Genomic DNA, 22,759 nt, shown 5'->3' with positions numbered 1-22,759 from the left:
AAACAAACAATCACTTTAAAATAAACAATCATGAAAGCAATTATCACAACAGTTCTAGTATTATTAGCCGCTTACGCCAACGCACAAATGGAAGTTTCTTATACCGAAGAAGTAGAAGGAACTACCATAACTATCACCGTTCCTGTGAACAGCGATAAAGGAGAAATTATCGCAGGCCTTTACAATGAAACCTCTTTTCTAAAATCTGCTCCTCTTCAAGGTGCTAGTAGTGGTATTAAAGATGGCATTGCTACGCTAACCTTTACCGGTGTAACACCAGGAGTTTACGGTATTACTATATTTCATGACACCAACAATAATAAGAGAATGGATTTTGAACCAAGTGGAATGCCAAAAGAAAACTATGGAGTTTCTAACAACGTTATGAGTTTTGGACCACCCCAATGGGCAGATGCTAAATTTGAAGTAGCTAGTGATGCTATAGAAATGGAAATTAGAATGTAATTATTCAAAATATTTGTTGTCAAGGTCAAGTCTTTGGGTTTGACCTTTTTTAATAGTTAAAAACTAAATTAATTGCAAATGTCATAGATTTTATCAATGGCATTTTGTATTTTTACATCCTACGGAAAGGTAAAGACACTTAGAGATGACGATAACACAATTAAAATACGTACTTGCAGTTGCAGAGCAGCAAAATTTTACCAAAGCAGCCGAAAAGACTTTTGTAACCCAGCCTACCTTAAGTATGCAAATTCAGAAGTTAGAAGACGAATTAGACATTCTAATTTTTGATAGAAGCAAGAAACCGATAGAACTTACTGAAATCGGTAGAAAGATTGTGAGTCAGGCGCGTAGCATTGTAAACGAAGCAGATAGAATGCAAGATGTAGTAGATCAACAAAAGGGTTTTGTGGGCGGTGAATTTAAACTAGGAATAATTCCTACTATTATGCCAACCCTATTGCCCATGTTTCTAAAAACCTTTACAAAGCGACATCCAAGGGTTCAACTTATGATAGAAGAGTTGACTACAGACGAAATTATAACAAAAATTAACGACGGACATTTAGATGCAGCTATCGCAGCAACACCGTTATATCAGGAAAAAATAAAAGAGAGGGTTTTGTATTATGAACCCTTTGTTGGCTACATACCGCAAAACCATAGATTAACTAGTAAAAATGAAATTAAAACTTCAGATTTAGAAATTGAAGATATTTTATTATTAGAAGACGGGCATTGCTTTAGAGATGGTGTGGTGAACTTATGTAAATCTTCTAAATTGAATGGGGACCAATCATTTCAACTACAAAGTGGTAGCTTTGAAACCTTAATTAAATTAAGCAATGAAGGGTTAGGTATGACACTACTCCCCTATTTACATACCCTAGACATTTCCGAAGTGCAAAAAAAGAACTTAAAGCATTTTTCAAAACCATTGCCTTCTAGAGAGGTAAGTTTAATTTATAGTACTAGTGAATTGCGATTGCAAATTATAAATGCTCTTTATGACACCATATCGGGGGTAGTTAGGGGTGCTATTGCCTTTCAAGACGTAGAAATTATTAGTCCGAAAAAACAATAACTTCAAGATTATTAACATAACAAATCCCGCAATTGCGGGATTTGTTTTAGGGATTTAAAAGTATAAGACATTGATTAAGTTGAGGATTCTGCTTAACAAGAGCATCTACCCAGACCTTTAGTTCCTCGATTTCGTAAGGAAGTAATCGATCCATGGCTTTTTTTAGCTCTTTACAGAATAAGTTTACATCAAAACTCACTTTTTTTAACACAGCTTTTGTGTAATCATACATTGCTCTAGCCATAGTAAAAATTGATATTAATTAGATTAAGTAATTTTTGTCTATACGCCTTATGTTTTTATGATTAATTCAGTCTCTAAGATAACTAAAAACTTTGAGAATTAGTGCCTCTGTTAATAACTATCTATCGATTAAAATCGATTATCTCCGTCTAAGAGGTCTCCTAACCCTCCTAAAATGCTTCCTTCTCCCTTGTCTTTACCTCCACCTCTGGGTGCTGCCGCCCATACTCGCTTGGCTAACCTGCTAAATGGTAACGATTGCACAAATACGGTTCCTGGACCAGTTAATGTTGCAAAGAACAGTCCTTCACCACCAAATAGAGTATTTTTAATTCCACCAACAAACTCAACATCATAATTCACTGTGTGATCAAATCCAATTAGACAGCCTGTGTCAATCTTTAGTTTTTCGCCTGGGGCTAATTCCTTTATTGCCGTCGTTCCGCCAGCATGTACAAAGGCCATACCATCACCTTCTAATTTTTGCATAATAAAGCCTTCACCTCCAAATAAACCTCGGCCTAACTTTCTTGAAAACTCAATTCCAATACTTACGCCTTTTGCTGCACAAAGAAATGCATCTTTTTGGCAGATAAACTTTTCTCCAAACTTGGTTAGATCTATTGCAATTATTTTACCAGGATAAGGCGAAGCAAAGCTCACGTGCTTTTTGCCAGATTGGGTATTATAGAAGGCTGTCATGAATAAACTTTCTCCTGTGAGCAAACGCTTCCCAGCTCCGAAAATTTTCCCCATAAAACCCTTGTCTTTCTGCGATCCATCTCCGAAGATGGTTTCCATAGAAATACCGTCATCCATCATCATAAAACTTCCAGCTTCGGCAACAACGCCTTCATTGGGGTCTAATTCAATTTCAACGTATTGCATTTCTTCACCAAAAATGGTGTAATCTATTTCATGTGCGTTCATTTTCTTCGTTTAAAAGTTTCGGTGTTTATGAGTTGAGAAGATTCTAGGATTGTTACACTTTGCTATTAAAAAAGTGTTTTATGAGACCCCTAAATAGTCAATTACTTAGTAAACTAATTCACTTTTTCACTCTTACTGTCCATTCAAATTCAAATACAGAAACCTCATCCCCAGCAGCATCAGTCCCTACTGCCTTCATCCAGCATGTTTGTCCGTCACCGTTTGCAACTGTTTTTTCTATTGCCTCTTTTATAGCTGCACCATCATTACACACAAAAGTGATGCGACCCTTCGCTTTTTTGCTGAAAGATGCCTTATTATTGGCAACTAGCATAGAAACATTGGCATTGTTCTCCTTTATATATGCCATTACCAATGCACCCGTACTTAACTCTGCAGCCATCCCTTGTACAGCCCAGAACATCGAATTAAAAGGATTTTGGTTAATCCACTTTAGTTTCACTGAAGTTGTACATGAAAATGAAGAGATTTCTTTCACTCGCACACCTGTAAAATATGCAGATGGAAGTTTAAACATGGTGAAAGTGTTTATTTTTTTTGGAGTTAATACCATTGATTTTAATTTTTCACAAACTTAGCCATACTTCTTTGCCCACCACTAACAACCTCTACATAATATATTCCAGCAGTTAGTCCGGATATATTTAATGTATTAGAAATTTCAAATTTTTCTACCAAATTTCCATGTAGATTATAAACACGTATTCTATCAATTGCATATTCTGCATACACGGTAATGCTATCGCCCGCAGGATTAGGGCTCAATAAAGTCTCATTTACCACCACATCTTCTGATTCAATTTCAGTTTCAGTTTCAAATTCACAGTCATCGTTGTACGTAGCAGTCTCGTCTTTACACCATCCTCCACCCGGATAATAGCATGTTTGATTATTTGAATAGCTTTCATTGTCAACCTGAATGCATACCAACTCAGGGTTATCTTGTACATAGAAGTAGTTAATATTTGAATTGTCTCCATTGGCAAAATTTACAGAGACAAGTGAATTATTGTAAGCATGAACAGCTCTTAATACAGTATTAGTAGATAAGTCTAGCGAACTTATACTATTGTTGAAACAATATATATAACTAACTACAGGGTTATTTGAAGTATCTAGACTGGTTAAATTATTATCTGGAACGAGTATATTAAGTAGGTTAGGGTTATTACTAACATCGATTTCAGTTAAATTATTCTGCGATAATTCAACAGAAATTAAATCGGCACATTGTGTAATGTCTATAAATGAAATTTGATTCGTGTGAGCATCTAATACTCTCAATTTACTATTGTTAGACAAATCGAGACTTGATATACCATTACTTGATACGTACAACTTTTCTAAGGCGGTTAACGTACTTACATTGATACTAGTTAGATAATTAAGGCGGACATCCAATTCTTTCAAGTTGATATTCTGAGAGACGTTAATGTTAGAAATGTTATTTGAGATTAAATATAGTCCTTCCAACAATACATTATTTGACACATCAATACTTGATAGATTATTACTGTGAACATTTAATTGAATTAATTGTTGGTTATTAAATACGTCTATTTCCGAAATTTCGTTTGACGATGCACTTATTATCGCCAAATTTTCAAAGGCTTCAATTCCGTCTAATGAAGATATCTGTCTCCCATCAATTCGCAATGTATGAACAGCCAATGCTTCGGAATATTGGATTTCACCATCATTATTGGTATCAACATCTCCATCCAAATTTCCATCTCCATCGAAATCGGCTACGGTATCATTTACAAGTGTACTTTTAAAATTAGCATCGGGTATGGAAATGCTCTGAGCGTGGGTATAAAAACATGCGAGCAGAAAAAAGGGAGCCATTCGGATTTTCATGACGTAGACTTATCATTTTAGTATAGTAATTACTTACAAGATAAGGATTCTTTTAAGAATCCGCAGATGAAAACCAACACAAAGATAAAATTGATCTTTCCTTTTTCGAAAGGCATATAAATTCAACATTTAGTGACACAACACCTATTATATCCTGTGATTACAGGAAAATCAAAAATTCAAATGCCTTTCAATAAACACACATAAATGTTAATATTATGTTAATTTTAGGTACTATGCGTAACATAATACCATCTAATAGACATATATTTGTATAAGAAATTAATGGTCTATGGAATCTAACCCTTCAAATAATGACAAAAATGTTGCTGCGGTAACCCACCTCTCAACATTCTCAAAATACTTTATACCGTTAGGAAATTTCATTTTTCCACTCATATTATGGACGGTCAATAAAGATAGATCTTTTGTTAATGAACACGGCAGGCAAGCCCTCAATTTCCAGTTGAGTATTTTGGTTTATACAATTATTACAGGAGTGCTGTGTCTGCCGTTTTTTATCATTTTCGCTACAGACTTTGTATCACTTATAGAAATAATGGATAGTCATTATCAGGATGTATCACTACAAAATGTAAAAAACTTTACAGGGTATATGATACTATTTGCAGTGGTAGCAATATTTCTACTCGGCTTGTTTGTTTTTGAGCTGTACGCAGTAATCACAGCAACAATAAAAGCTTCACGGGGAGAGCTCTATAAGTATCCGTTCACCATTCCTTTTGTAAAACAGCACCAACCTATAAAATCTCAGCAACATGAACACACTAATTAGCCTTGTAATGGGAGTTGTACTTAATTTATTAGGTCTAGAAGTCCAAGAAAGACAACAACTAGTTCAACTTCAGGAGAAAGCAGCCATTGAACATTGCAGTTTAGAATGCGTTAAAATTTCCGAAGAAAACTGCAACACCTATAGCATAACATCAACCCGTCTATAGTGATAGTTTCAATTAAAAAATGAAACAAATTTACTTTAGCAGATCAAAAAACGAACATAAATGTAAACTAAGCAAATGAAGATCGAAAACACAAAAGCGCAAATGCGCAAAGGGGTCTTAGAGTATTGCATCCTATCTATTTTACAAGGTGGTGAGGCATACACCAGTGATATACTGGAGACCCTGAAAGACGCTAAGATGCTCGTGGTAGAGGGCACTATTTATCCGCTATTAACGCGGTTAAAAAACGCAGGACTTCTTGCCTATCGTTGGGAAGAATCGACCAGCGGACCACCACGCAAGTATTATGAACTTACAGAAACAGGGAGCCTGTTTTTAAACGAATTGACTACTACCTGGAGCGAATTGCAACGGGCCGTAAATAAAGTAACTAGCACAACCTCGAAATAATGAACAAGACAGTAAACATAAATTTAGCCGGCACGTTTTTTCATATAGACGAAGACGCTTTTGGTAAACTTTCGCGCTACCTCGATGCCATAAAGAAATCGTTGAGTGATCCGCAAGGAAAAGACGAAATTATACGCGACATTGAAGCGCGTATTGCAGAACTATTTTCAGAAAAAACTGAAAACAAATCACAAGTCATTACTCTCAAAGAGTTAGATGAAGTAATTGCTGTGATGGGACAGCCCGAAGACTATCGAGTAGACGAAGAAATGTTTGAAGACACCCCACCAACATATACATCTCGAAGAGATAGGTCTAGTGCAGCCCACAAGCAACTATTTAGAGATGTCGATAACAAATTTATATCTGGAGTTTCTTCAGGATTGGCACACTACATTGGGCTAGACGCAATATGGGTACGCCTACTTTGGATTTTACTTACCATACTAAGTAGTGGTACGTTTATTATATTCTATATCTTATTCTGGATTTTAGTGCCTGCGGCAATTACTACGTCAGAAAAGCTAAAAATGGGCGGCCAAGCCGTAACCATATCGAATATTGAAAAAAAGTTCAAGGAAGGATATGAGACTGTCGCTGATAGGGTAAAATCGGCAGACTATGACAAATTCGGGGAAAAAGTAGGCAATGGTGCAGTATCATTTGTTGAAACCCTCGGGAATATTCTTCTTACTATCCTTAAAATATTTGTCAAATTCTTTGGAATTATCTTAATCTTAATCGGACTTTCAGTATTAGTTAGTCTTATTATCAGCTTATTTACCTTAGGCACAATAGATCTTTGGGGTACAGGCGAAATATTAGATTATATTAACCTAATAGACACAACAAACAGTCCGATATGGCTGGTATCACTACTTACATTCTTAGCGGTAGGGATTCCATTCTTTGTAGTATTTATTCTCGGACTAAAGTTGTTAGTGAGTAACCTTAAATCTATTGGTACAAAAGCCAAGATTATCTTACTGGTACTTTGGATAGCCTCCCTTATAGGATTAGGAATTATGGGTGTGAGACAGGCCACTGAAAATGCCTACAACGGAGAAGTGATTACTGAAGAATCTTTACCTGTGCGTACAGGAGACACCGTTAGAGTATCTATGAGAACCAACACTTTGTATGATGCTTATGCGTACAAAGACAATGGTGTAGAGATAAAATATGACGAGAATGACAACAAGGTAATATATAGCAATGACATCAGGCTAATAGTAAAATCTACTACAGATTCTGTAGCAAAACTTACAATCGACAAAAATGCTGAAGGAAACAGTTTTCTCAATGCAAGAAAACGAGCAGAAGCTATAGAATATAACTACACATTTGAGAACGGAACACTTTATTTAGACAGTTATTTCTTAACAGCCTTAGAGCATAAATACAGAGATCAAGAGATTGATATTACATTGCACTTACCTGAAGGCACGATACTTTTTGCTGAAGAGAATACCTATTCTTTTCATAGAAATGATTCTCGCTATGGAGACATACTACACAATGGTAAAGAAGAACATTATTTATTAGTACTGAAAAATAAGTTAGAATGTATAGACTGTCCGATAAATGAAGATGACGATGCTAATAAAGGCACGTGGAACTCAGAAAATAAAACGTGGAAAGAGCAAGTATTAAAAGATTTTGACGATGATGTACTAGAAGATGAAGCAAACGATACGCTTATTGTAATTGATACTTTGATTAACAATATACCAACGACCATTGTAAAAGATACAGACAATTAAAAACCAATTAAACTTAAAACCATGAAAACACTTAAAATAATTTTGCTTACCCTAGCAACCGTAACCTTAACGTCATGTAATTTCGATATAAGCCTTGGGCAGACCCACGGAAACGGAAATGTGACAATTGAAGATAGAAACGTCTCTGAAGAATTCACAAAAGTGAAAGGAAGTGCAGGACTCGATGTTTTTCTAACCAAAGGAAACACGGCGAGTATTCGTGTGGAAGCAGATGAAAATCTTCAAGAAATTATAGAAACAGAAATAACCAATGGTAAATTGCATATTACAACTGCAGATAACCACAACATTGGAAAATCTAAATCTAAAAAAGTATTTGTAACCTATGTTAGCCTTGATGAAGTAGCATCTTCAAGCGGAGCTGATGTAATTGTAAATGGAATTTTAGAAGCCGAAAATTTAACACTTGATGCCAGTAGCGGATCTGACTTAGAAGTTGAAGTATTGGCAAAAAACCTTTATTTAGACTGTAGTAGTGGTGCAGACATTAAAGTGTCTGGGAAAGCTTCAGATTTAACGGCAGATGCGTCTAGTGGTAGCGATATTAAAGCTAAAGACCTACTCGTTCTAAATTGCAAAGCCGAAGTTTCTAGTGGAGCAGATATTACTATACACGTTAAAGAGCGACTAGAAGTAGATGCCTCTAGTGGTGGTGACGTAAGCTATTACGGGAACCCTAGCGCAGTGAACAATAATAGCAGTAAGTCTGGAAGCGTTCATAAAATGTAATTTTTAACTCGAGATTGAACCCATTTAAATTGTAATACCAACTCAGATGAATTCGATAAAGTTGACCTTGTCCAACCGATTATTTATGACTGCAATCATCGTTTGTTTATCTGGATTGGTATTAGTTTGGGAGTATTTTAATGGTGGAGTAAAAACTCACTATATGTTGCAGAGCGACGACTTGCCTGGTATTTCAAATTATTGGAATTTACTAGTAATAGCAATTCTTTCTTGGTGCACCTTGTTTTTTGTTTCAAAAAGAACATCTACGCAGGATGCAACCGCGATATCTAGCCAAGTTCTGAAAAAAGCGCTTAAGAGATGTCTTGTGGCATGTGCAGCGGGTATAGCCTTAGGCATACTTTTCTTAAGTGGTTTAGAACAAGCAACCAATGCATTAATGTTAGGGTTATTCCTCGTCTCTTTTATAATACCTATATACAAGTTTGAGTACCTACTTGGCTTCGTATTAGGGTTAACATATGCAGTTGGAGCAACATTGCCTACATTTTTCGGACTTATTCTCATTGGCATTTTTTATATCACCTATCACGTTCCGCGATGGGTCTACTATAAGTTAAAACCAAGGAACAATTAATCAACTACTAACAATGCTATCGGCTAATCGGCCAGATCCGTCTTGGTTTGTAAAAGAATTAGGACGGATTTTTATACCAACATTTTTATGAAATATCTTACACTTATTACTCTTTTCTTCTCAGTTATGCTAATGGCACAGGTAGAAGAAGATTCAGAACTGTTTTTACAGATGAAACAACTAGACAGTGTTGTTTTTGAAGTAGGCTTTAACCAATGTAACCTCTCCCCTACAGAAGCCCTTTTAACAGACGATTTCGAATTCTATCATGATATTGGCGGTATTCAGAACAAAGCAGAATTTATAGCAGCAATGAAGAAGAATATCTGCGGAAATCCTAAAACTAACTTAACACGTAAGCTAATTAAAGGTTCTATGGAAGTATTTCCACTATCAGCTAACAACGAACTTTACGGAGCAATACAACGAGGAGAACACGAATTTTATAGACAAGCCGACGGACAAGAAAACAAGAAAACTGGTTACGCTAAATTTACCTCCTATTGGGAATTACAAAATAACGAATGGAAGCTGAAACGCACTTTTAGTTTCGATCATCGAGCTGCACATTAAATATAAGCATAAAAAAACCACCTCTTTCGAGGTGGTTCTTCAAACTAAATAATTAGCGAACTAATTATTCAACAATAACCTTCACGACTTTTTTATTCAGCGCAGTTTTTACTTCTAGCATATACAACCCAGATGCCAATGTAGACATGTCTATTTGGCCTTCCGTATTGTTAAGCTGCACTTGTTTTACTCTTTTGCCAGTATAATCATAAATTGTTACAAGCTCTATTGTCGTAGCGTTAGAAATCGTTAATCTATCTTTAACTGGATTAGGATAAACACTAAATGCATCTTCGGTAAAGTTGTTTGTACCAAGTACCATTTCGGTTGTAAATAGCGCTGGTCCCTCCCATGCACTTCCATTGTCACTACAAATAGATTTCACATATACTTCGTAATTAGTATCTGGAGTTAAGTCGCTTAGTAGTACTTCTGTTGAAGTGGTCGTTATACCAGTTGCATCACCAGGATACCCAGTTCCTTCAAGTTGTACTATATATTCATAACCGCCAGTTGGAACAGGAGTCGGTGCATCGAATGTTAATAGTGCTGTAGTTTCAGTAATATCGTCTACCTGAACATTTGCAGGAAACTCACATATCGGACCATCGTCATAGGCCGCAATTTTATACGAGCCAAATGTTCCTACTCTACCCCATACTCTCACTAATACTTCGCTACCTGGCTGTAAGTTTTCCAATTCCATATAAGTAAAGAAACCATCACCCTGATCACTACTACAATATATAGTTTCTAGTGCTCCACACGTACCCGCATATGCCATCATACCTGGATCGGTTAGATATGGGTCGTCATTTGATTTTGTTTCTAACACCAAACGACCAGAGTTAGGTACAATCACACTATACCAAACGTCTTTTCCTTTTAATTCAAATTCCAGTCCGTCGCAAATAACTAACGGATCTGCCGTGTTTCTTGTAGCAGATGTGTTATCGCCAATTATATAACTACTTTCAAAATCTACACCAACTGTTAAATCATATCCATCTACACACTCGTCATTTCCTGGAGCTGGTGGCGATTGATACGCACATAAGTTGAAATACACAGGAATTGAGGTTAGCGAGCTTGAAACAGCAACGTAATAGGTTTCACCTGCTATAAGATCTACAGTTTGTAAGTATGAAGTACAAAGCTCTGTAAGCTGTGTTAAATTACCTGGAGTACCTTCATATACAGAAACAAATGTTACCCCACCACCTTGAATTATATCACGTCTAAATGTATAGTTAGCGGTGTTTGTAGGTGTAAACGTATACCAAACATCTAAAGATTCTGAAGAACATTCAGATTCAATAGAATGTGTAGCCGAAGCTGTGTACCCACTCACTGCATTATTACAGCTATTATCTGTTGATTCATTTATTACAAGTGCTCCAGTGGTTTCGTCATTTACAGGAACCGGAGGTAGAGGATACACACATAACTCAAATTGGGCCGTAAGAATTTCACTTGCTATAGACACAAAATAAGTTACGCCTTCTTCAAGGTGTTCGGTAACATAACGTGTACTACAACCACCAACTATAGAAATTGGATTTACTGAAGATCCTTCAAAAAGAAACATATTCATCTCTTCACCTGTTACGTTTTCCAAAGAAAAAGCATACTCGCCTGTTGCGTCAGGAGTAAACCTAAACCACAAATCGCTAAAATCTTCGTAAACAGGGCTCGTACATGGGTATTCGTCAGATTGAGTGGCTCCTAAAAAGTCACCTGAGATTGCATTGTTACATGAATAATCGCTTGAAGCCGTTAATACAGCTGCAGTTATAGCTTCATCATTAAAACCAACCACTGGATTGAATTCATAAATGTAATCATCCATATAAATATTCTTGAAGTTACTTCCATTACCAGAGTGTTGTGGTTTAAAAGCAATATAAGAATGGTTTAACGAAGTATCGTAATTTGCAAAATCTATCGTAAATTCTGTCCAAGTTTCTGCATCAACACTAGTTTCATTGACTGAAGTATCATCTAAAATTACAAATGTTGTAGCGTCTAAAGGATCTGACATTGTACCAACTATCACACTAAATCCTTCTGTGGTAGAAGTACTTTTGTTCATTTTAAATCTAATCTGCTTGTCGGTGCTAATATCTGAGGTTTCAGGAGTGCTAAGAATCAAGCCTTCTGGATCTGAACTAGAACTAAAGAACATTCGCAACATTAAGTTACCATCTGCTGGTGTAATATTGTTCTGAGAATCGTAGGTTCTAAAATCTCCTGAAGTAGTATCTAGAAAAGACCAGCATGGTTTTACCTCTTGTCCGCTTACATTTAATCCCTCAAAGCTATCGCTGTATTCTGCCACAACACTATCGCAAGAAGTTGTAAACTCAGCCGATGCTATCCATGCCCCAAAGTCTGTTGCATCACACTTGGCGCGAACATAGGCAACATATGCAGTATTTTGAGCCAACGGTACATTTACAGAAGTGGCCATAATTTCTGTACCATTTGTTGTTGCATCTGGAGCAGGAAGTGTAGTTTCTTGAACCAGATATTCCCACGTAGTTTCGTTAGAACCGCTTACAGTCCAATTAATATCTGCAGCATTATACTGTACATTGGAAGCTGCTACATTGGTTACTTCAAGACATGAAGGCGTAGACTCTACACATATCGTGTTTATCCAAATATATTTGTTGATGGCTCCATTATGTCTAAATGCAAATTTTGCATGGTCAGTATCTGGCAGCTCTACTAAATATTGTGTGTTTCTATCTGCAGTTGGAGTAATAGAAGTTATTAAAACGAAATTACCTCCCGTGTCTATAGTTCCTACCTCAAGTAAATCTGGAACGTTTGTAGAACCTCCAGCTGTAAAATTTAATCGGTGTGTACCATCCATTGCAAAGCTTACATCTGGAGAAATTGCTACAATATCGCCAACCACTGTTGTGCTTGTAAAGAACAACTCCAACATGTTTTTAGCATATGAGAATTCATAATCTATATATACATAGCCACTAGTACCTGGATCATCGTACGCAGACCAGCAAAACGGCACCATATCTTCTGGTAATCCGGCCCAATCTTCACAAAAATTTTCAGTAACTAAGCCACAGTCTGTTCTTAAAGTATTGCCTGTAAAAATCCATTCGCCAAAATCTCCACCTCCACAGTTAGCTCTAACATAGGCTTCATATTCGGTATTCATTGTAAGTCCTGAAACAGTAACAGATGGGGTTGAACTAGTTGAATTGTGAGCTGTACCTGATGTTGTAGGAGTAGGACTAGTTGATCCAATTTCTTGAACTATATATTCCCAATTATCTTCACCAGTACCACTTTCGTCCCAGCTTAGGTCTACAGTAGTAGTAGTCTGATTTGAAAGACCGATGTTAGATACTTCAAGACAGGTAGGGATTTCTTGAATACAAATGCTATCAAAATTAATTTGATCAAATGGGTCACCTAAATTATGTTTAAAGGCAAGATATTCATTGGTTCCAGAAGGAATAATAACCTCATAATATGTCCAATTGTTTGAAAGATTGAAAGTTGAGATTAAGGTGAAGGTTCCGGAGCCATCGGTTGCATTCATTGTACCTAACTCAAGCATTGAGGTTGAGGTTCCTTGCAACCAAAATTTTACTCGGTGATTTCCATCAGAAACTGTAGCTAGCTGAGGTGCCACAAATATTAAATCTCCTGTTGTTTCAGCACCGTTGTACATTCTTAGAAATCTTGGTGGTGTTGGAGCTTGATTACTAGTTTGCACCTTTGCATATACATTGTTGGTTGACCCAGTAGTATTAATTACGGTCCAATCTACGGGTATATCGTTGTTTACATAGGTGTCGAAATCTTCTTCGATTTCACATTGGGCATGTAAAACTTGTCCAAAAATTACGAAGCTGAAAAGCACTAATTGTAATAAAGTTTTCATTGTTGAATAAATTAAATTGATAATCGTTTGAGGTGTAAACCTACCACACGATTCTCTTTAATAAAAGGTCTATATTTTTGAATTTCGAGAATTTTCACGAAATTCAAAAGAAAAGAATTAGGCTTAATATACTGTAAAACAAATATTTAACGCTATACTAACGATTATTTGAAGATTTATTAATTTTCTCTTTGCTTTTGGCAATTTTGCGCCTTTTCTTAGCAATATTCAGATAGATTAGTAGCACTATTAACAACAAGACTGCTCCAGAAAACAAAAATAGATAGGTGTATTTATTTTTTTGATTTTGTCTCTTTTCTTGATTTTCAGAAGACAATTTATCGGTAACCTTATTCAAAGATTTCTTTTCTTCCTCAAGCAATTTATTTTCTTCTTCAATATAAAGTTGTGTGTAATATGTATGTCTTTCTTCGTTGCCTAATAGCAGATAATTTTCAGAAAGCGCTTTCCATATTTGAATATTAGTTCCTGTATCATTTACATCTTCAATTAATTTTAGGGCGTCACTTAAAATCGCTATAGCCTCTTGATGATTACCGTTTAATGTCAGTAATTTTGCTAACCCTACTCTAGAAGCCGCTATACTTTTTATTGCATTAATGGGCTTCGCAAAGTGAATTGCTTCATTATAATTTGCTTTTGCTTCAGAATAGTTCTCGATTTCAATATTACAGTCTCCTAAGTTATTAAGCGTAATTGCTAAGTTAGCATTCACTAATTTTTTTTCTGTGCTTTCCTTAAAAATGTTTACTGCATCTTTCAAAAATGGTAATGCATATGCGCAGCCCAAATCATCTTTTTGTATAAGTCCCTTCACCACTAAGATATTTCCTTGAATAAATCCTAACGAATCTGGCAACGGGTGTTTAAGCGATAGATTATATGCTTGGTCTAAATATTGTAGCGCCTTTCCGCTTAGCTGGAGACGCCTGTACTGTCCTCCTATAAACCCGAGTACCCTAATTTGATCTGTATAAATCTTATTTATTGCTGCAATAGAATCTGCTTTCAATGCATAATTAAACACTTGGTCATGTTCTTTGAGTACTGCATATCCATTGGCAACGGTTAAAAGTGCATTTACCTGTCCTGAGGGATTTTCAGTAGACAGTTTATAAAGCTCTAAGGATTTTTCGATGGCCAATTCTGGATTGCTATACACGAGCACAGCTACCTCTTTTTTAAGGCTGTCAATTCGTTGTTCATGTTGTCCAGATATTGTTTGGGAACAACTTATTACAACCAGACAAATTATGCTTATATACTTGATTAAATTCAAAGCTTCATTTTTATGAAAGATACTAAAAAGATTACGATGCCTCTTTATTGCTTTTTCTTAGGAAAGTAACAAATTGTTTTGGAGTAATACCTGCAATAGATTTAAAAACCACGGTAAATGAACTATGTGAGGTAAACCCACTTACTTCTGCTAGATAGCTTACTTTATAATTAAGAAATCGCGGGTCTTCTTTCATTAAAGAAATAATGTAGTTTATACGAAGCTCATTAATATACGTATTGAAATTTTTGCCTTTATGATTATGAATAATTTCTGAAATGTATTTTGTATTTGTTTTTAGCTGTTTTGCCAATACCGGTAGTGACATGTCTGCACTTGTAAAGTCTTTACCGTTTTCAAAATTTTTAAGACGCTCTAAGATAGAACGTTCTGTAGATAACGGGATAACGACACCTTTAGGTTCTTGAAGCGGTACTTCAGGGACATGTTCTGGTGCTTTAATCTTTTCCTTATTCTCAAGTTGTTTTATAATCTTTTCAAATTTTCGATATTCGCTATCCAGTCTTTTGTTATAAAAATAATACCCCAATAGAAGAACTAATAATATACCCAAAATAACTCCTCCCAAAACGAAGTAATTGTATTCATCGTCGAGAATAGATTGTTTTTGATCTTCTTCAATAAAAGACAGTAGTGTATTTCTAGCATTTCTTTCATCTGCCAATAGATTGTTAGACATACTAGAACTTCGACTGTAATAGGTATTATAAGCCTCTAAGCTATCTGTCGCTTTATACACATCTGAAAGTCCACTCAAGGCAATGGTCTTTACTTCAGCTTCTATCACATCAATTTTTAAGGCTTCTAAAAAAAAGTCTCTTGACTGTATATAGTCGGCTTCTTTCAAATAAATTGATCCCAAACCTACAAGCGTAGTAGCGGCAGTAGAAGAAACTTTTAAATTATTATTCTCTAGAAAACTGTACGTACGGGTAAAATAAGATTTCGCCTCTTTTGGCCTATTGGCAGTGTCATGTATTTGTGCAATTGCGTTCATTCCACTTGCATATAATGCCGGAAAAAGAGGACGTACTTTTTCTAATGATGTCGTACTCTCAATAATTTGCTGAAGTGCTTTTTCAGAATTAGTACTGAACAAGCTACCCATGGCTTGCTCCTGTAGTAATCTTGCGGTCGCTATTTCTTTGTTCGTTTCTTCATGAATGTATGTTACATTGGCTGCTGCTTTCTCTAAGTATTCAGAAGCCATAGATTCCATACCGTATCTACGACAAGTTTCTGCAATGGATATAAGTGTAAGAGCTTTGAGATACTGGTGTTCTTCGTTTTCAATATTGTTTTTTGCGCCAAAAAGATATTCAATACTCTTTATGTTATTACCCATTAATTTTTCGTAGGCAAACAACAAATACAGGGCTCCAGCTTTTTCTGTCTTTGACTCTGCCGACTTAAGGAAATAATTGGCAACTTTATTGGTTTGCTTAGGTTCATGAACCAAAGCGTTTAAACTAGTATTAAAAAACGACAGGTCATCTTTACTAATTTGACCATGTCCATGTATTGACACTAGAATCAAACAAATTAGGGATAAGAATATGCGTTTCATTTTGGAATGATTCTAAGCAAAGATAAATTTTTAGCGCTGAGAATCGAAATGAAACAGCTATGACTTCGCTTTAAACAAAAAAAAGCATCTAGAGCTTATTTATCTAGACGCTTTTCTTGATCTTCTTTTGGTGTATTTATGCCTCTACTTCTTCTTCGCTTTCTACAGTTGCTAAATACCTTTCTGCATCTAGTGCAGCCATACAACCTGTACCAGCTGCAGTTACCGCCTGACGATATTCTTTATCTTGAACGTCGCCACTAGCAAAAACCCCAGGCATATTGGTCTTTGTAGATTTTCCTTTGGTAATTAGGTAACCAGTATCGTCCATATCTAACTGACCTTTAAAGATATCAGTATTTGGCTTATGCCCGATAGCAATAAAAAGACCAGTAATTGCGATGTCTTCTTTTTCGCCAGTTTGGTTATTTCGCATTCTAAGGCCTTCAACTACCATGTCTCCTAGTACTTCATCTACTTCCGTATTATAACGAACTTCAATGTTTTTTGTAGCTGTTACACGATGTTGCATTGCTTTAGAGGCTTTCATATAATCTTTACGCACCAACATTGTAACTTTATTACAAATATTGGCTAAATATGTTGCTTCTTCTGCTGCAGTATCCCCTGCACCTACAATCGCTACATCTTGTCCTTTATAGAAAAAACCATCACAGACTGCACAGGCAGAAACACCACCACCGCGCAACTTTTGTTCGCTTGGTAATCCTAAATACTTAGCTGTGGCTCCTGTAGAAATAATAACAGCTTCGGCTTCTAATTGAGTTGAGTTGTCTACGGTAACCTTATGAATACCACCAACTTCTTTGCTAAATTCTACCGCCGTTACCATACCAATACGTACTTGAGTACCAAAGCGCTCTGCTTGTTGTTGCAGTTGCACCATCATTGTTGGTCCGTCGATACCTTCTGGATAGCCGGGGAAGTTATCTACTTCGGTAGTAGTAGTTAATTGTCCACCAGGCTCCATCCCCGTGTACATAACAGGTTTTAAATCGGCTCTAGCCGCATAAATAGCCGCTGTGTAACCCGCTGGGCCTGAACCAATAATTAAACATTTAATTCTTTCTATTGTATCACTCATAGTGTGTGTTTCTTTGAAAATTTCAGAATGTAAAAATAGTAAGATTGATGTAAACCTAGCAGGTAAAGTTATTAAGAAATGTAATCGACTTATTAAGGAAGCTTATAATTGTAGTTTCGGAAAAAACCTTCCAGTTCTTTTCTTGTATTCTGAGTACGCTTCATATCGCTTTACTAGAAGTTTCTCTTCAAAAGATGATTTGAAATAGAAAACTAGACCTAATAATAAAACTACAAGTAACTTAAACAATGAAAATGAATAGAATGCATACCCCATTAGGCCCACCAAAATACCAGAATAGATTGGGTGTCTAATATATTTATAAATCCCAGTTGAAATTAATACTGAATTATTTTTCGGACTTGGAAACGGTGATATGTTCTCATTCAAGTTAATTATGCCCAAAATAACGGTGACCACACCCAAAAACGTTCCTGCAAGTGAAGGATAAATTATCCATTGTGGTAGCGATAATGAAAGCCATCCCCAATCTATAAAATAAATGGCAAACAATGAAAATTGAATAAAAATATAAAGGCAGTCTTTTTTCAAATCGAACTTTTATGATTTTACACAAAAATAGTTAACTGATGGGACATTTGGCGGTCCATAATGATTACTGAAATAGAACTAAACAATTATTTTTTTCTATTAAAGTGAAAATCAATTTTCTTTAAGACACCATCTACTTCGCCCTCAATCCATGCATGAATAACGTCAGGCGTTGGTTGTGTGTAAATAATACGTTGTGGAAAATCGTGGGCCAGATTTTCAAAAGTATATGTACCACGGTTACCAGAAACTAGCGTGAAATTAACAGGAGCGTCATTATTTTGTCCAAATGCTACTACTTCTAAGTTGACTTTTTGTTCTATTTGTTGAAGCTTTAACGTTTCAGCAAACACAGTATCTTGTGCAACTTTAGTATAACTAAAACCGGTTAGGGTACTATCGTTCAAACGTTTCCAAGATTCTTTGGAGAATTCTTCTTCCGTCTCGTTTACCCACTCGCCTATTAGCCAATCTAAGCTGTTTAAACTACTAAATGTTGTGGTTGTTTCTTCTTGAAGTTCGGGCGTATCAGCTGTATGATCATTTTTGCAACCAAAAACCAGCACGCATAGTAAACAAAAAGCTAATTTAAAATATTTCATGAAAACAACTTTAAAGTGCTAACTTACTACGTAACATTGGTTTAAAAAAATTTAGTTTGAAAATTGCTCATTACATTTGATGCCCATAATTGTTTTGAAATACTACAGCATCATTGCTCAATTAAACTTTAGCGTACAATAATCTTCCATTTTTTTCATGCAAAGCAAGACAATATATAGTATATATCGTCATGCATAAAATAGAAAAACCTCCTCCGATTTCTCGAAGAAGGCTTCTCTAACTATCTAAAATTAATTATGAAATTACTCTTTTACAATCTGATGCGTTAGTTGTTCTCCGTTTTCTGTATTCACTAAGAACAAATAGGTGGCACTTGCTAATTCTGAAATATCTATACTCATTTCTGAAAGCGTCTCTCTTGCATCTATCGTCTTTATCAAACGTCCTGTTACATCGTAAATACGCACGTCTTGTAACGGAATATGTTGCGGATTGCTCAACATAACGAAGTCTGTAGCAGGGTTTGGATACATGCTTACGCTTGAAATATCAAAGCTATTATCACCTATTCCTAGTACGGCTTCTACAGTAAGATTGAAAGTACAGTCTGCCTCATTACCTGAAGCATCAGATACGGTAATAGTCACCGGATACACACCTGGGTCTAACAAGTCACCAACTGCTGGTGATTGACTTACAACATTGACAGGGTCTGTACAATTATCTGTAGCAGTTACCGCTCCTGATGTGATAAAGTTTTCTACTTCATACTGAGTTCCTTCTATAGTTTGTACTGTAAAGTCTACAGGACAATCTAATTCTGGAGCTATTTCATCAAGAACTGTTACTGTTGCGGTACATGTGGCAGTGTTCCCTGAAGGGTCTTCTACTGTTACCGTTACCACAACTGGTGTTCCAACATCATCACAGTTAAAATCTGTTATGTCTGCAGAGGTTTGAGCAATACCACAGATATCGTCGCTCATCACCACAAGGTCTGCTGAGTCTATACTCGCCTCTCCATTTGCATCGAGTGATACGGTAAGATCCATACAACTAACTGTTGGAGCCATTACATCTTCTACTGTTAGCGTTGCTGTACATGTTGAAGTATTACCACCATCGTCTGTAACTGTTATGGTTACCGTGTTGTCTCCTACGTCTGCACAAGTAAATGTGTCTGGAGACACACTAAAAGTAAGGTTCGTGCCCCCACAAGCGTCTGTAGACCCTCCATCGAAGATGGATGCATCTATAATACTAACCATTCCTAGTGCATCTAACTGCACGCTAGCGTCTTGGCAGACTGCATTTGGCATAACACCATTCTCTACAGTTACTATGGCTGTACAGCTGCTGCTTAATCCTCCTGCATCTGTAGCGGTAAGGGTTACAATATTGTCACCAAGGTCTGCACAGGTAAAGCTGTCTATATCGATACTCAAGCTTGTAATTGCACAGTTATCGGTAGAACCTCCATCTACATCGGCGGCTACAATGGTAGCATTTCCTGTAGCATCTAGCATCACTGTAATATCTTGACAAACCGCCATTGGTGGATCATCGTCTGTTACTGTTACCGTAAAGCTACACGTAGCTGTGTTTCCGTTAACATCTACTACGATAAACTGGTTCGTGGTAACCCCTATCGGGAATATTTCACCACTAGCAATACCTGCTTGTTGAACAACAAAGTCGATACCACAGTTATCGGTTCCTACAGGAAGTGGGAAGGTAACGGTAGCGCCACATTCACCATTGTTAGTAGGAGCAACTATATCTGCTGGACAGAAAATCATTGGTGCTATGTTGTCTTCTACGGTTACTACAGCTACACAAGAGCTTGTATTTCCGTTTACATCGGTTACCGTTAGTGTTACATTGTTTGGTCCAACATTAGAACAATCGAAGGTATCTATATCGACTGCAATAGACGCTATTCCGCAGGCATCGGTAGAACCTCCGTCTACATCGGCAGCTACGATACTTGCATCGCCGTTAGCATCTAGCTGGATTGTGATATCCTGACACACTGCTGTTGGGCTTTCTGTATCATTTATCGTTACATTAAAAGTACATGAATCTGTTAATCCAGCTCCATCGGTTGCTGTAGCGGTTACTACAGTAGTTCCCACTGGGAAAACAGTTCCTGAATCCTGAGAATACGTAATAGTAGACCCGCAATCATCGGTTGCTGTTGCTGAAAAATTAACAATTGCACCACAATCTCCCGGATCGTTGTTCATGGTAATGTCTGCCGGACACGTGATTACAGGAGCGGTATTCCCAAGATCAACTAGACTCAGGTCGAAATCGCCAATAGCATTTGAAAAACCATGAATTAACACTAAATACGTGGTCCCATTTGTGGTACAAAAATCCAATTCTGTAGTAAAACCTGCACAACCTGCTGCATCATCAACCCCTGTTTCACAAACCAGCGCTCCACAACTGCCTGTAAATACTGAAATTTTTGTATCATAATTTGCTTGATTACAGGTTGTTAATCTTGTAAAATTTCCATTTCCTACAAATGTGTACCAAACCCCTGGAGCGGTATTGGAAGTTCCACAAAATCCAACATTATCAAATGTAGCCATAGTAGTGGAACCTGAGAATGTATCGCCATAATTTATGGTAGCGGCATCGGCACAAAAATCGTTTGTTGCTGGTGCAGCACACGTTGTTAAGCAATTTCCAATAGCATTCACATTATTTTGCATTACCGCAGTGGGCTGAGGGTGAAACCCTTCCGTAAAACTAATATTTGGAGTGCAATAGCTCATAATCGTTCCTGGATTGGCCGAAGGGGGTATAGCACACGTACCTTCTGTAAAACCAGCACAGCCATCGATAGCGGTACTGTTTCCGTTCCAAACACATGCATGTGTATGTCTGGATCCCATTAAATGCCCCATTTCATGAGTGATAATGGTTACATTAAAAGAATAAGTTGGGACATTATTGTAATTGGTACTAGAGAACCCGCTAAAGCATAAACTTTCGTCTGTATTTGCATTACACAAACCACTAAATCCAGCAGCTTGTCCTCCTACATTATCTACTTCTACTAAATGACCTAAATCTCCATTAAAAGCGCCTGGCCCCGTATTCGATTGAAACTGTGCTCTATAGTTTGCTGCCGATGGCCCACTGTAAGGGTCTGGGGTTGTCCAGATGAGCATGTCTGAAGTTTGTAAAGCCATTCCATCGTTAGCATACAGTACATAACTTTGTGCAAATACACCATTTAAAAAGTTCATGGTGTTGGTTAGGTTCCCTCCAAAAGCATTATAAACCGATTGCCCGGCTTCAATATAAATATTTACACAGTCACCAGCATCTCTGTTAGCAGCTTGTGGTGTCAGTTCTTCCATGGTATATCCTACTCCATCATCTTCGGTGGTACAATTAAATTCGTTCGTAATCATTAAATTACGATCGTTATAAATAATATGCTGGCTAGTTTGTCCCTTAATTTTTCCAATGACAAAATTGCCTTCATTATTAGCAACAAAACCGATAATTTCATTTCTAAAAATACTGATAGACACTAATGAGTTAGCATCACCAGCAATTATTCCCCGGAAATGCTTACCTCTATCTATTTCATTGGTAATATCTCGACCGTCACTGGTTCTGACTCTAAAATCGTCAGAAAAAATATCTTTTTGTACAAGTTCTAGCTGAACTGTACTTCCATCACTTTTTAATGGAACTGAGATATTCATCGTTCTCGGATTGTCTTCATAAATCGCCTGTATGGTTGAGGCATTAAAATCTAAAACAACACCATCTTCAACTGCATTTGCATAAGCAGTACTTCTATTAGCAGAGTTTTGATTAAATAATTGAAAGGATGCAAATGTGGTTGCTTTTCCTTTTCGACTATTTACATAATCGAACATGTCGTAACTAGCATTTTGGGCAAATACCATAAATGGCATCGCCAAGCATAGCAATGCAATGATAATTTTTTTCATAATTGGTTCTTTGGTTAGTTAGTTATACTGTTGGTTGTTAACTTCTTATAGTTGAAGTTTCTGCAATGTAATTAATAAATTTATACCA

The 22,759-nt window shown here is 36.6% G+C and carries 20 protein-coding genes; 9 read left to right on the top strand and 11 right to left on the bottom strand.

From position 1 onward, the window contains the following. Positions 1-30: 30 nt before the first annotated feature. Entirely contained in the window at positions 31-465 is a 435-nt protein-coding gene (locus G5B37_RS00595; RefSeq protein ID WP_164678114.1) for a DUF2141 domain-containing protein, read from the top strand. A gap of 145 nt (positions 466-610) precedes the next feature. After that, entirely contained in the window at positions 611-1,549 is a 939-nt protein-coding gene (locus tag G5B37_RS00590) for a hydrogen peroxide-inducible genes activator (RefSeq protein WP_164678113.1), read from the top strand. A 46-nt stretch (positions 1,550-1,595) separates the two neighbouring features. Here the strand turns inward: G5B37_RS00590 and G5B37_RS15130 are convergent, their stop codons facing one another. The 4 genes from G5B37_RS15130 to G5B37_RS00570 form a co-directional block, all read right to left on the bottom strand. Continuing rightward, on the bottom strand, positions 1,596-1,793 hold the full coding sequence (locus tag G5B37_RS15130; RefSeq protein ID WP_164678112.1) for a hypothetical protein: 198 nt from the start codon (positions 1,791-1,793) through the stop codon (positions 1,596-1,598). 128 nt (positions 1,794-1,921) lie between these two features. Next, positions 1,922-2,722 (bottom strand): TIGR00266 family protein, encoded by an 801-nt coding sequence (locus tag G5B37_RS00580; RefSeq protein ID WP_164678111.1) that lies wholly within the window; start codon positions 2,720-2,722, stop codon positions 1,922-1,924. A 118-nt stretch (positions 2,723-2,840) separates the two neighbouring features. Beyond that, the gene (locus tag G5B37_RS00575) at positions 2,841-3,296 is read right to left on the bottom strand and encodes a DUF4442 domain-containing protein (protein ID WP_164678110.1); all 456 of its coding nucleotides are present in this window, start codon (positions 3,294-3,296) and stop codon (positions 2,841-2,843) included. Between the two features lie 5 nt (positions 3,297-3,301). After that, the gene (locus G5B37_RS00570) at positions 3,302-4,603 is read right to left on the bottom strand and encodes a T9SS type A sorting domain-containing protein (protein ID WP_164678109.1); all 1,302 of its coding nucleotides are present in this window, start codon (positions 4,601-4,603) and stop codon (positions 3,302-3,304) included. A gap of 292 nt (positions 4,604-4,895) precedes the next feature. Between G5B37_RS00570 and G5B37_RS00565 the strand changes: the two genes are divergently transcribed. The 7 genes from G5B37_RS00565 to G5B37_RS00535 all read left to right on the top strand — a co-directional run bounded on the left by G5B37_RS00565 (position 4,896) and on the right by G5B37_RS00535 (position 9,660). Next, positions 4,896-5,399 (top strand): DUF4870 domain-containing protein, encoded by a 504-nt coding sequence (locus tag G5B37_RS00565; protein ID WP_164678108.1) that lies wholly within the window; start codon positions 4,896-4,898, stop codon positions 5,397-5,399. Next, a complete protein-coding gene (locus G5B37_RS00560) occupies positions 5,383-5,565 on the top strand; it encodes a hypothetical protein (RefSeq protein ID WP_164678107.1) in 183 nt (60 codons plus the stop codon). The genes G5B37_RS00565 and G5B37_RS00560 overlap by 17 nt, the downstream gene beginning before the upstream one ends. Positions 5,566-5,640: 75 nt before the next feature. Continuing rightward, entirely contained in the window at positions 5,641-5,976 is a 336-nt protein-coding gene (locus G5B37_RS00555) for a PadR family transcriptional regulator (protein WP_164678106.1), read from the top strand. Further along, on the top strand, positions 5,976-7,739 hold the full coding sequence (locus G5B37_RS00550) for a PspC domain-containing protein (protein WP_164678105.1): 1,764 nt from the start codon (positions 5,976-5,978) through the stop codon (positions 7,737-7,739). Before G5B37_RS00555 ends, G5B37_RS00550 begins: the two co-directional genes overlap by 1 nt. A gap of 21 nt (positions 7,740-7,760) precedes the next feature. Beyond that, positions 7,761-8,489 carry a head GIN domain-containing protein gene (locus G5B37_RS00545; protein WP_164678104.1) on the top strand — a complete coding sequence of 243 codons (729 nt, stop codon included), beginning with the start codon at positions 7,761-7,763 and terminating at the stop codon, positions 8,487-8,489. Positions 8,490-8,574: 85 nt separating this feature from the next. Beyond that, positions 8,575-9,087: a hypothetical protein gene (locus tag G5B37_RS00540; RefSeq protein WP_164678103.1), complete on the top strand. Its 513-nt coding sequence runs from the start codon at positions 8,575-8,577 to the stop codon at positions 9,085-9,087. Positions 9,088-9,174: 87 nt separating this feature from the next. Further along, positions 9,175-9,660, top strand: a complete 486-nt coding sequence (locus G5B37_RS00535) for a nuclear transport factor 2 family protein (protein WP_164678102.1) — start codon at positions 9,175-9,177, stop codon at positions 9,658-9,660. 64 nt (positions 9,661-9,724) lie between these two features. Here the strand turns inward: G5B37_RS00535 and G5B37_RS00530 are convergent, their stop codons facing one another. From G5B37_RS00530 to G5B37_RS00500, 7 genes are all read right to left on the bottom strand, one after another. After that, positions 9,725-13,579, bottom strand: coding sequence for a T9SS type A sorting domain-containing protein (locus tag G5B37_RS00530; RefSeq protein WP_164678101.1), 3,855 nt, complete (start codon positions 13,577-13,579; stop codon positions 9,725-9,727). A gap of 157 nt (positions 13,580-13,736) precedes the next feature. Next, the gene (locus tag G5B37_RS00525; RefSeq protein WP_164678100.1) at positions 13,737-14,879 is read right to left on the bottom strand and encodes a tetratricopeptide repeat protein; all 1,143 of its coding nucleotides are present in this window, start codon (positions 14,877-14,879) and stop codon (positions 13,737-13,739) included. A gap of 31 nt (positions 14,880-14,910) precedes the next feature. Then, complete coding sequence (locus G5B37_RS00520) at positions 14,911-16,467, bottom strand: helix-turn-helix domain-containing protein (protein ID WP_164678099.1); 1,557 nt, start codon at positions 16,465-16,467, stop codon at positions 14,911-14,913. Positions 16,468-16,603: 136 nt separating this feature from the next. Beyond that, positions 16,604-17,572 (bottom strand): thioredoxin-disulfide reductase, encoded by a 969-nt coding sequence (trxB, locus tag G5B37_RS00515; protein ID WP_164678098.1) that lies wholly within the window; start codon positions 17,570-17,572, stop codon positions 16,604-16,606. Positions 17,573-17,674: 102 nt separating this feature from the next. After that, complete coding sequence (locus G5B37_RS00510; RefSeq protein ID WP_164678097.1) at positions 17,675-18,124, bottom strand: methyltransferase family protein; 450 nt, start codon at positions 18,122-18,124, stop codon at positions 17,675-17,677. A gap of 86 nt (positions 18,125-18,210) precedes the next feature. Next, positions 18,211-18,726: a DUF6265 family protein gene (locus tag G5B37_RS00505; RefSeq protein ID WP_164678096.1), complete on the bottom strand. Its 516-nt coding sequence runs from the start codon at positions 18,724-18,726 to the stop codon at positions 18,211-18,213. Positions 18,727-18,990: 264 nt separating this feature from the next. Beyond that, positions 18,991-22,671, bottom strand: coding sequence for an HYR domain-containing protein (locus G5B37_RS00500; RefSeq protein ID WP_164678095.1), 3,681 nt, complete (start codon positions 22,669-22,671; stop codon positions 18,991-18,993). Positions 22,672-22,759: the final 88 nt, after the last annotated feature.

The sequence above is a fragment of the Rasiella rasia genome (assembly GCF_011044175.1).
In the GTDB taxonomy this organism is placed as follows: domain Bacteria; phylum Bacteroidota; class Bacteroidia; order Flavobacteriales; family Flavobacteriaceae; genus Marinirhabdus; species Marinirhabdus rasia.
This window is presented reverse-complemented; position numbering and strand designations above follow the sequence as displayed.

Excerpts from the sequence above, each read along its gene's own strand:
- G5B37_RS00530 (WP_164678101.1), bottom strand. The coding sequence starts at position 13,579 with ATGAAAACTTTATTACAATTAGTGCTTTTCAGCTTCGTAATTTTTGGA.
- G5B37_RS00580 (WP_164678111.1), bottom strand. The coding sequence starts at position 2,722 with ATGAACGCACATGAAATAGATTACACCATTTTTGGTGAAGAAATGCAA.
- G5B37_RS00570 (WP_164678109.1), bottom strand. The coding sequence starts at position 4,603 with ATGAAAATCCGAATGGCTCCCTTTTTTCTGCTCGCATGTTTTTATACC.
- G5B37_RS00505 (WP_164678096.1), bottom strand. The coding sequence starts at position 18,726 with ATGAAATATTTTAAATTAGCTTTTTGTTTACTATGCGTGCTGGTTTTT.
- trxB (WP_164678098.1), bottom strand. The coding sequence starts at position 17,572 with ATGAGTGATACAATAGAAAGAATTAAATGTTTAATTATTGGTTCAGGC.
- G5B37_RS00535 (WP_164678102.1), top strand. The coding sequence starts at position 9,175 with ATGAAATATCTTACACTTATTACTCTTTTCTTCTCAGTTATGCTAATG.
- G5B37_RS00550 (WP_164678105.1), top strand. The coding sequence starts at position 5,976 with ATGAACAAGACAGTAAACATAAATTTAGCCGGCACGTTTTTTCATATA.
- G5B37_RS00575 (WP_164678110.1), bottom strand. The coding sequence starts at position 3,296 with ATGGTATTAACTCCAAAAAAAATAAACACTTTCACCATGTTTAAACTT.
- G5B37_RS00555 (WP_164678106.1), top strand. The coding sequence starts at position 5,641 with ATGAAGATCGAAAACACAAAAGCGCAAATGCGCAAAGGGGTCTTAGAG.
- G5B37_RS00520 (WP_164678099.1), bottom strand. The coding sequence starts at position 16,467 with ATGAAACGCATATTCTTATCCCTAATTTGTTTGATTCTAGTGTCAATA.
- G5B37_RS00540 (WP_164678103.1), top strand. The coding sequence starts at position 8,575 with ATGACTGCAATCATCGTTTGTTTATCTGGATTGGTATTAGTTTGGGAG.
- G5B37_RS00500 (WP_164678095.1), bottom strand. The coding sequence starts at position 22,671 with ATGAAAAAAATTATCATTGCATTGCTATGCTTGGCGATGCCATTTATG.
- G5B37_RS00545 (WP_164678104.1), top strand. The coding sequence starts at position 7,761 with ATGAAAACACTTAAAATAATTTTGCTTACCCTAGCAACCGTAACCTTA.
- G5B37_RS00590 (WP_164678113.1), top strand. The coding sequence starts at position 611 with ATGACGATAACACAATTAAAATACGTACTTGCAGTTGCAGAGCAGCAA.
- G5B37_RS15130 (WP_164678112.1), bottom strand. The coding sequence starts at position 1,793 with ATGGCTAGAGCAATGTATGATTACACAAAAGCTGTGTTAAAAAAAGTG.
- G5B37_RS00595 (WP_164678114.1), top strand. The coding sequence starts at position 31 with ATGAAAGCAATTATCACAACAGTTCTAGTATTATTAGCCGCTTACGCC.
- G5B37_RS00560 (WP_164678107.1), top strand. The coding sequence starts at position 5,383 with ATGAACACACTAATTAGCCTTGTAATGGGAGTTGTACTTAATTTATTA.
- G5B37_RS00565 (WP_164678108.1), top strand. The coding sequence starts at position 4,896 with ATGGAATCTAACCCTTCAAATAATGACAAAAATGTTGCTGCGGTAACC.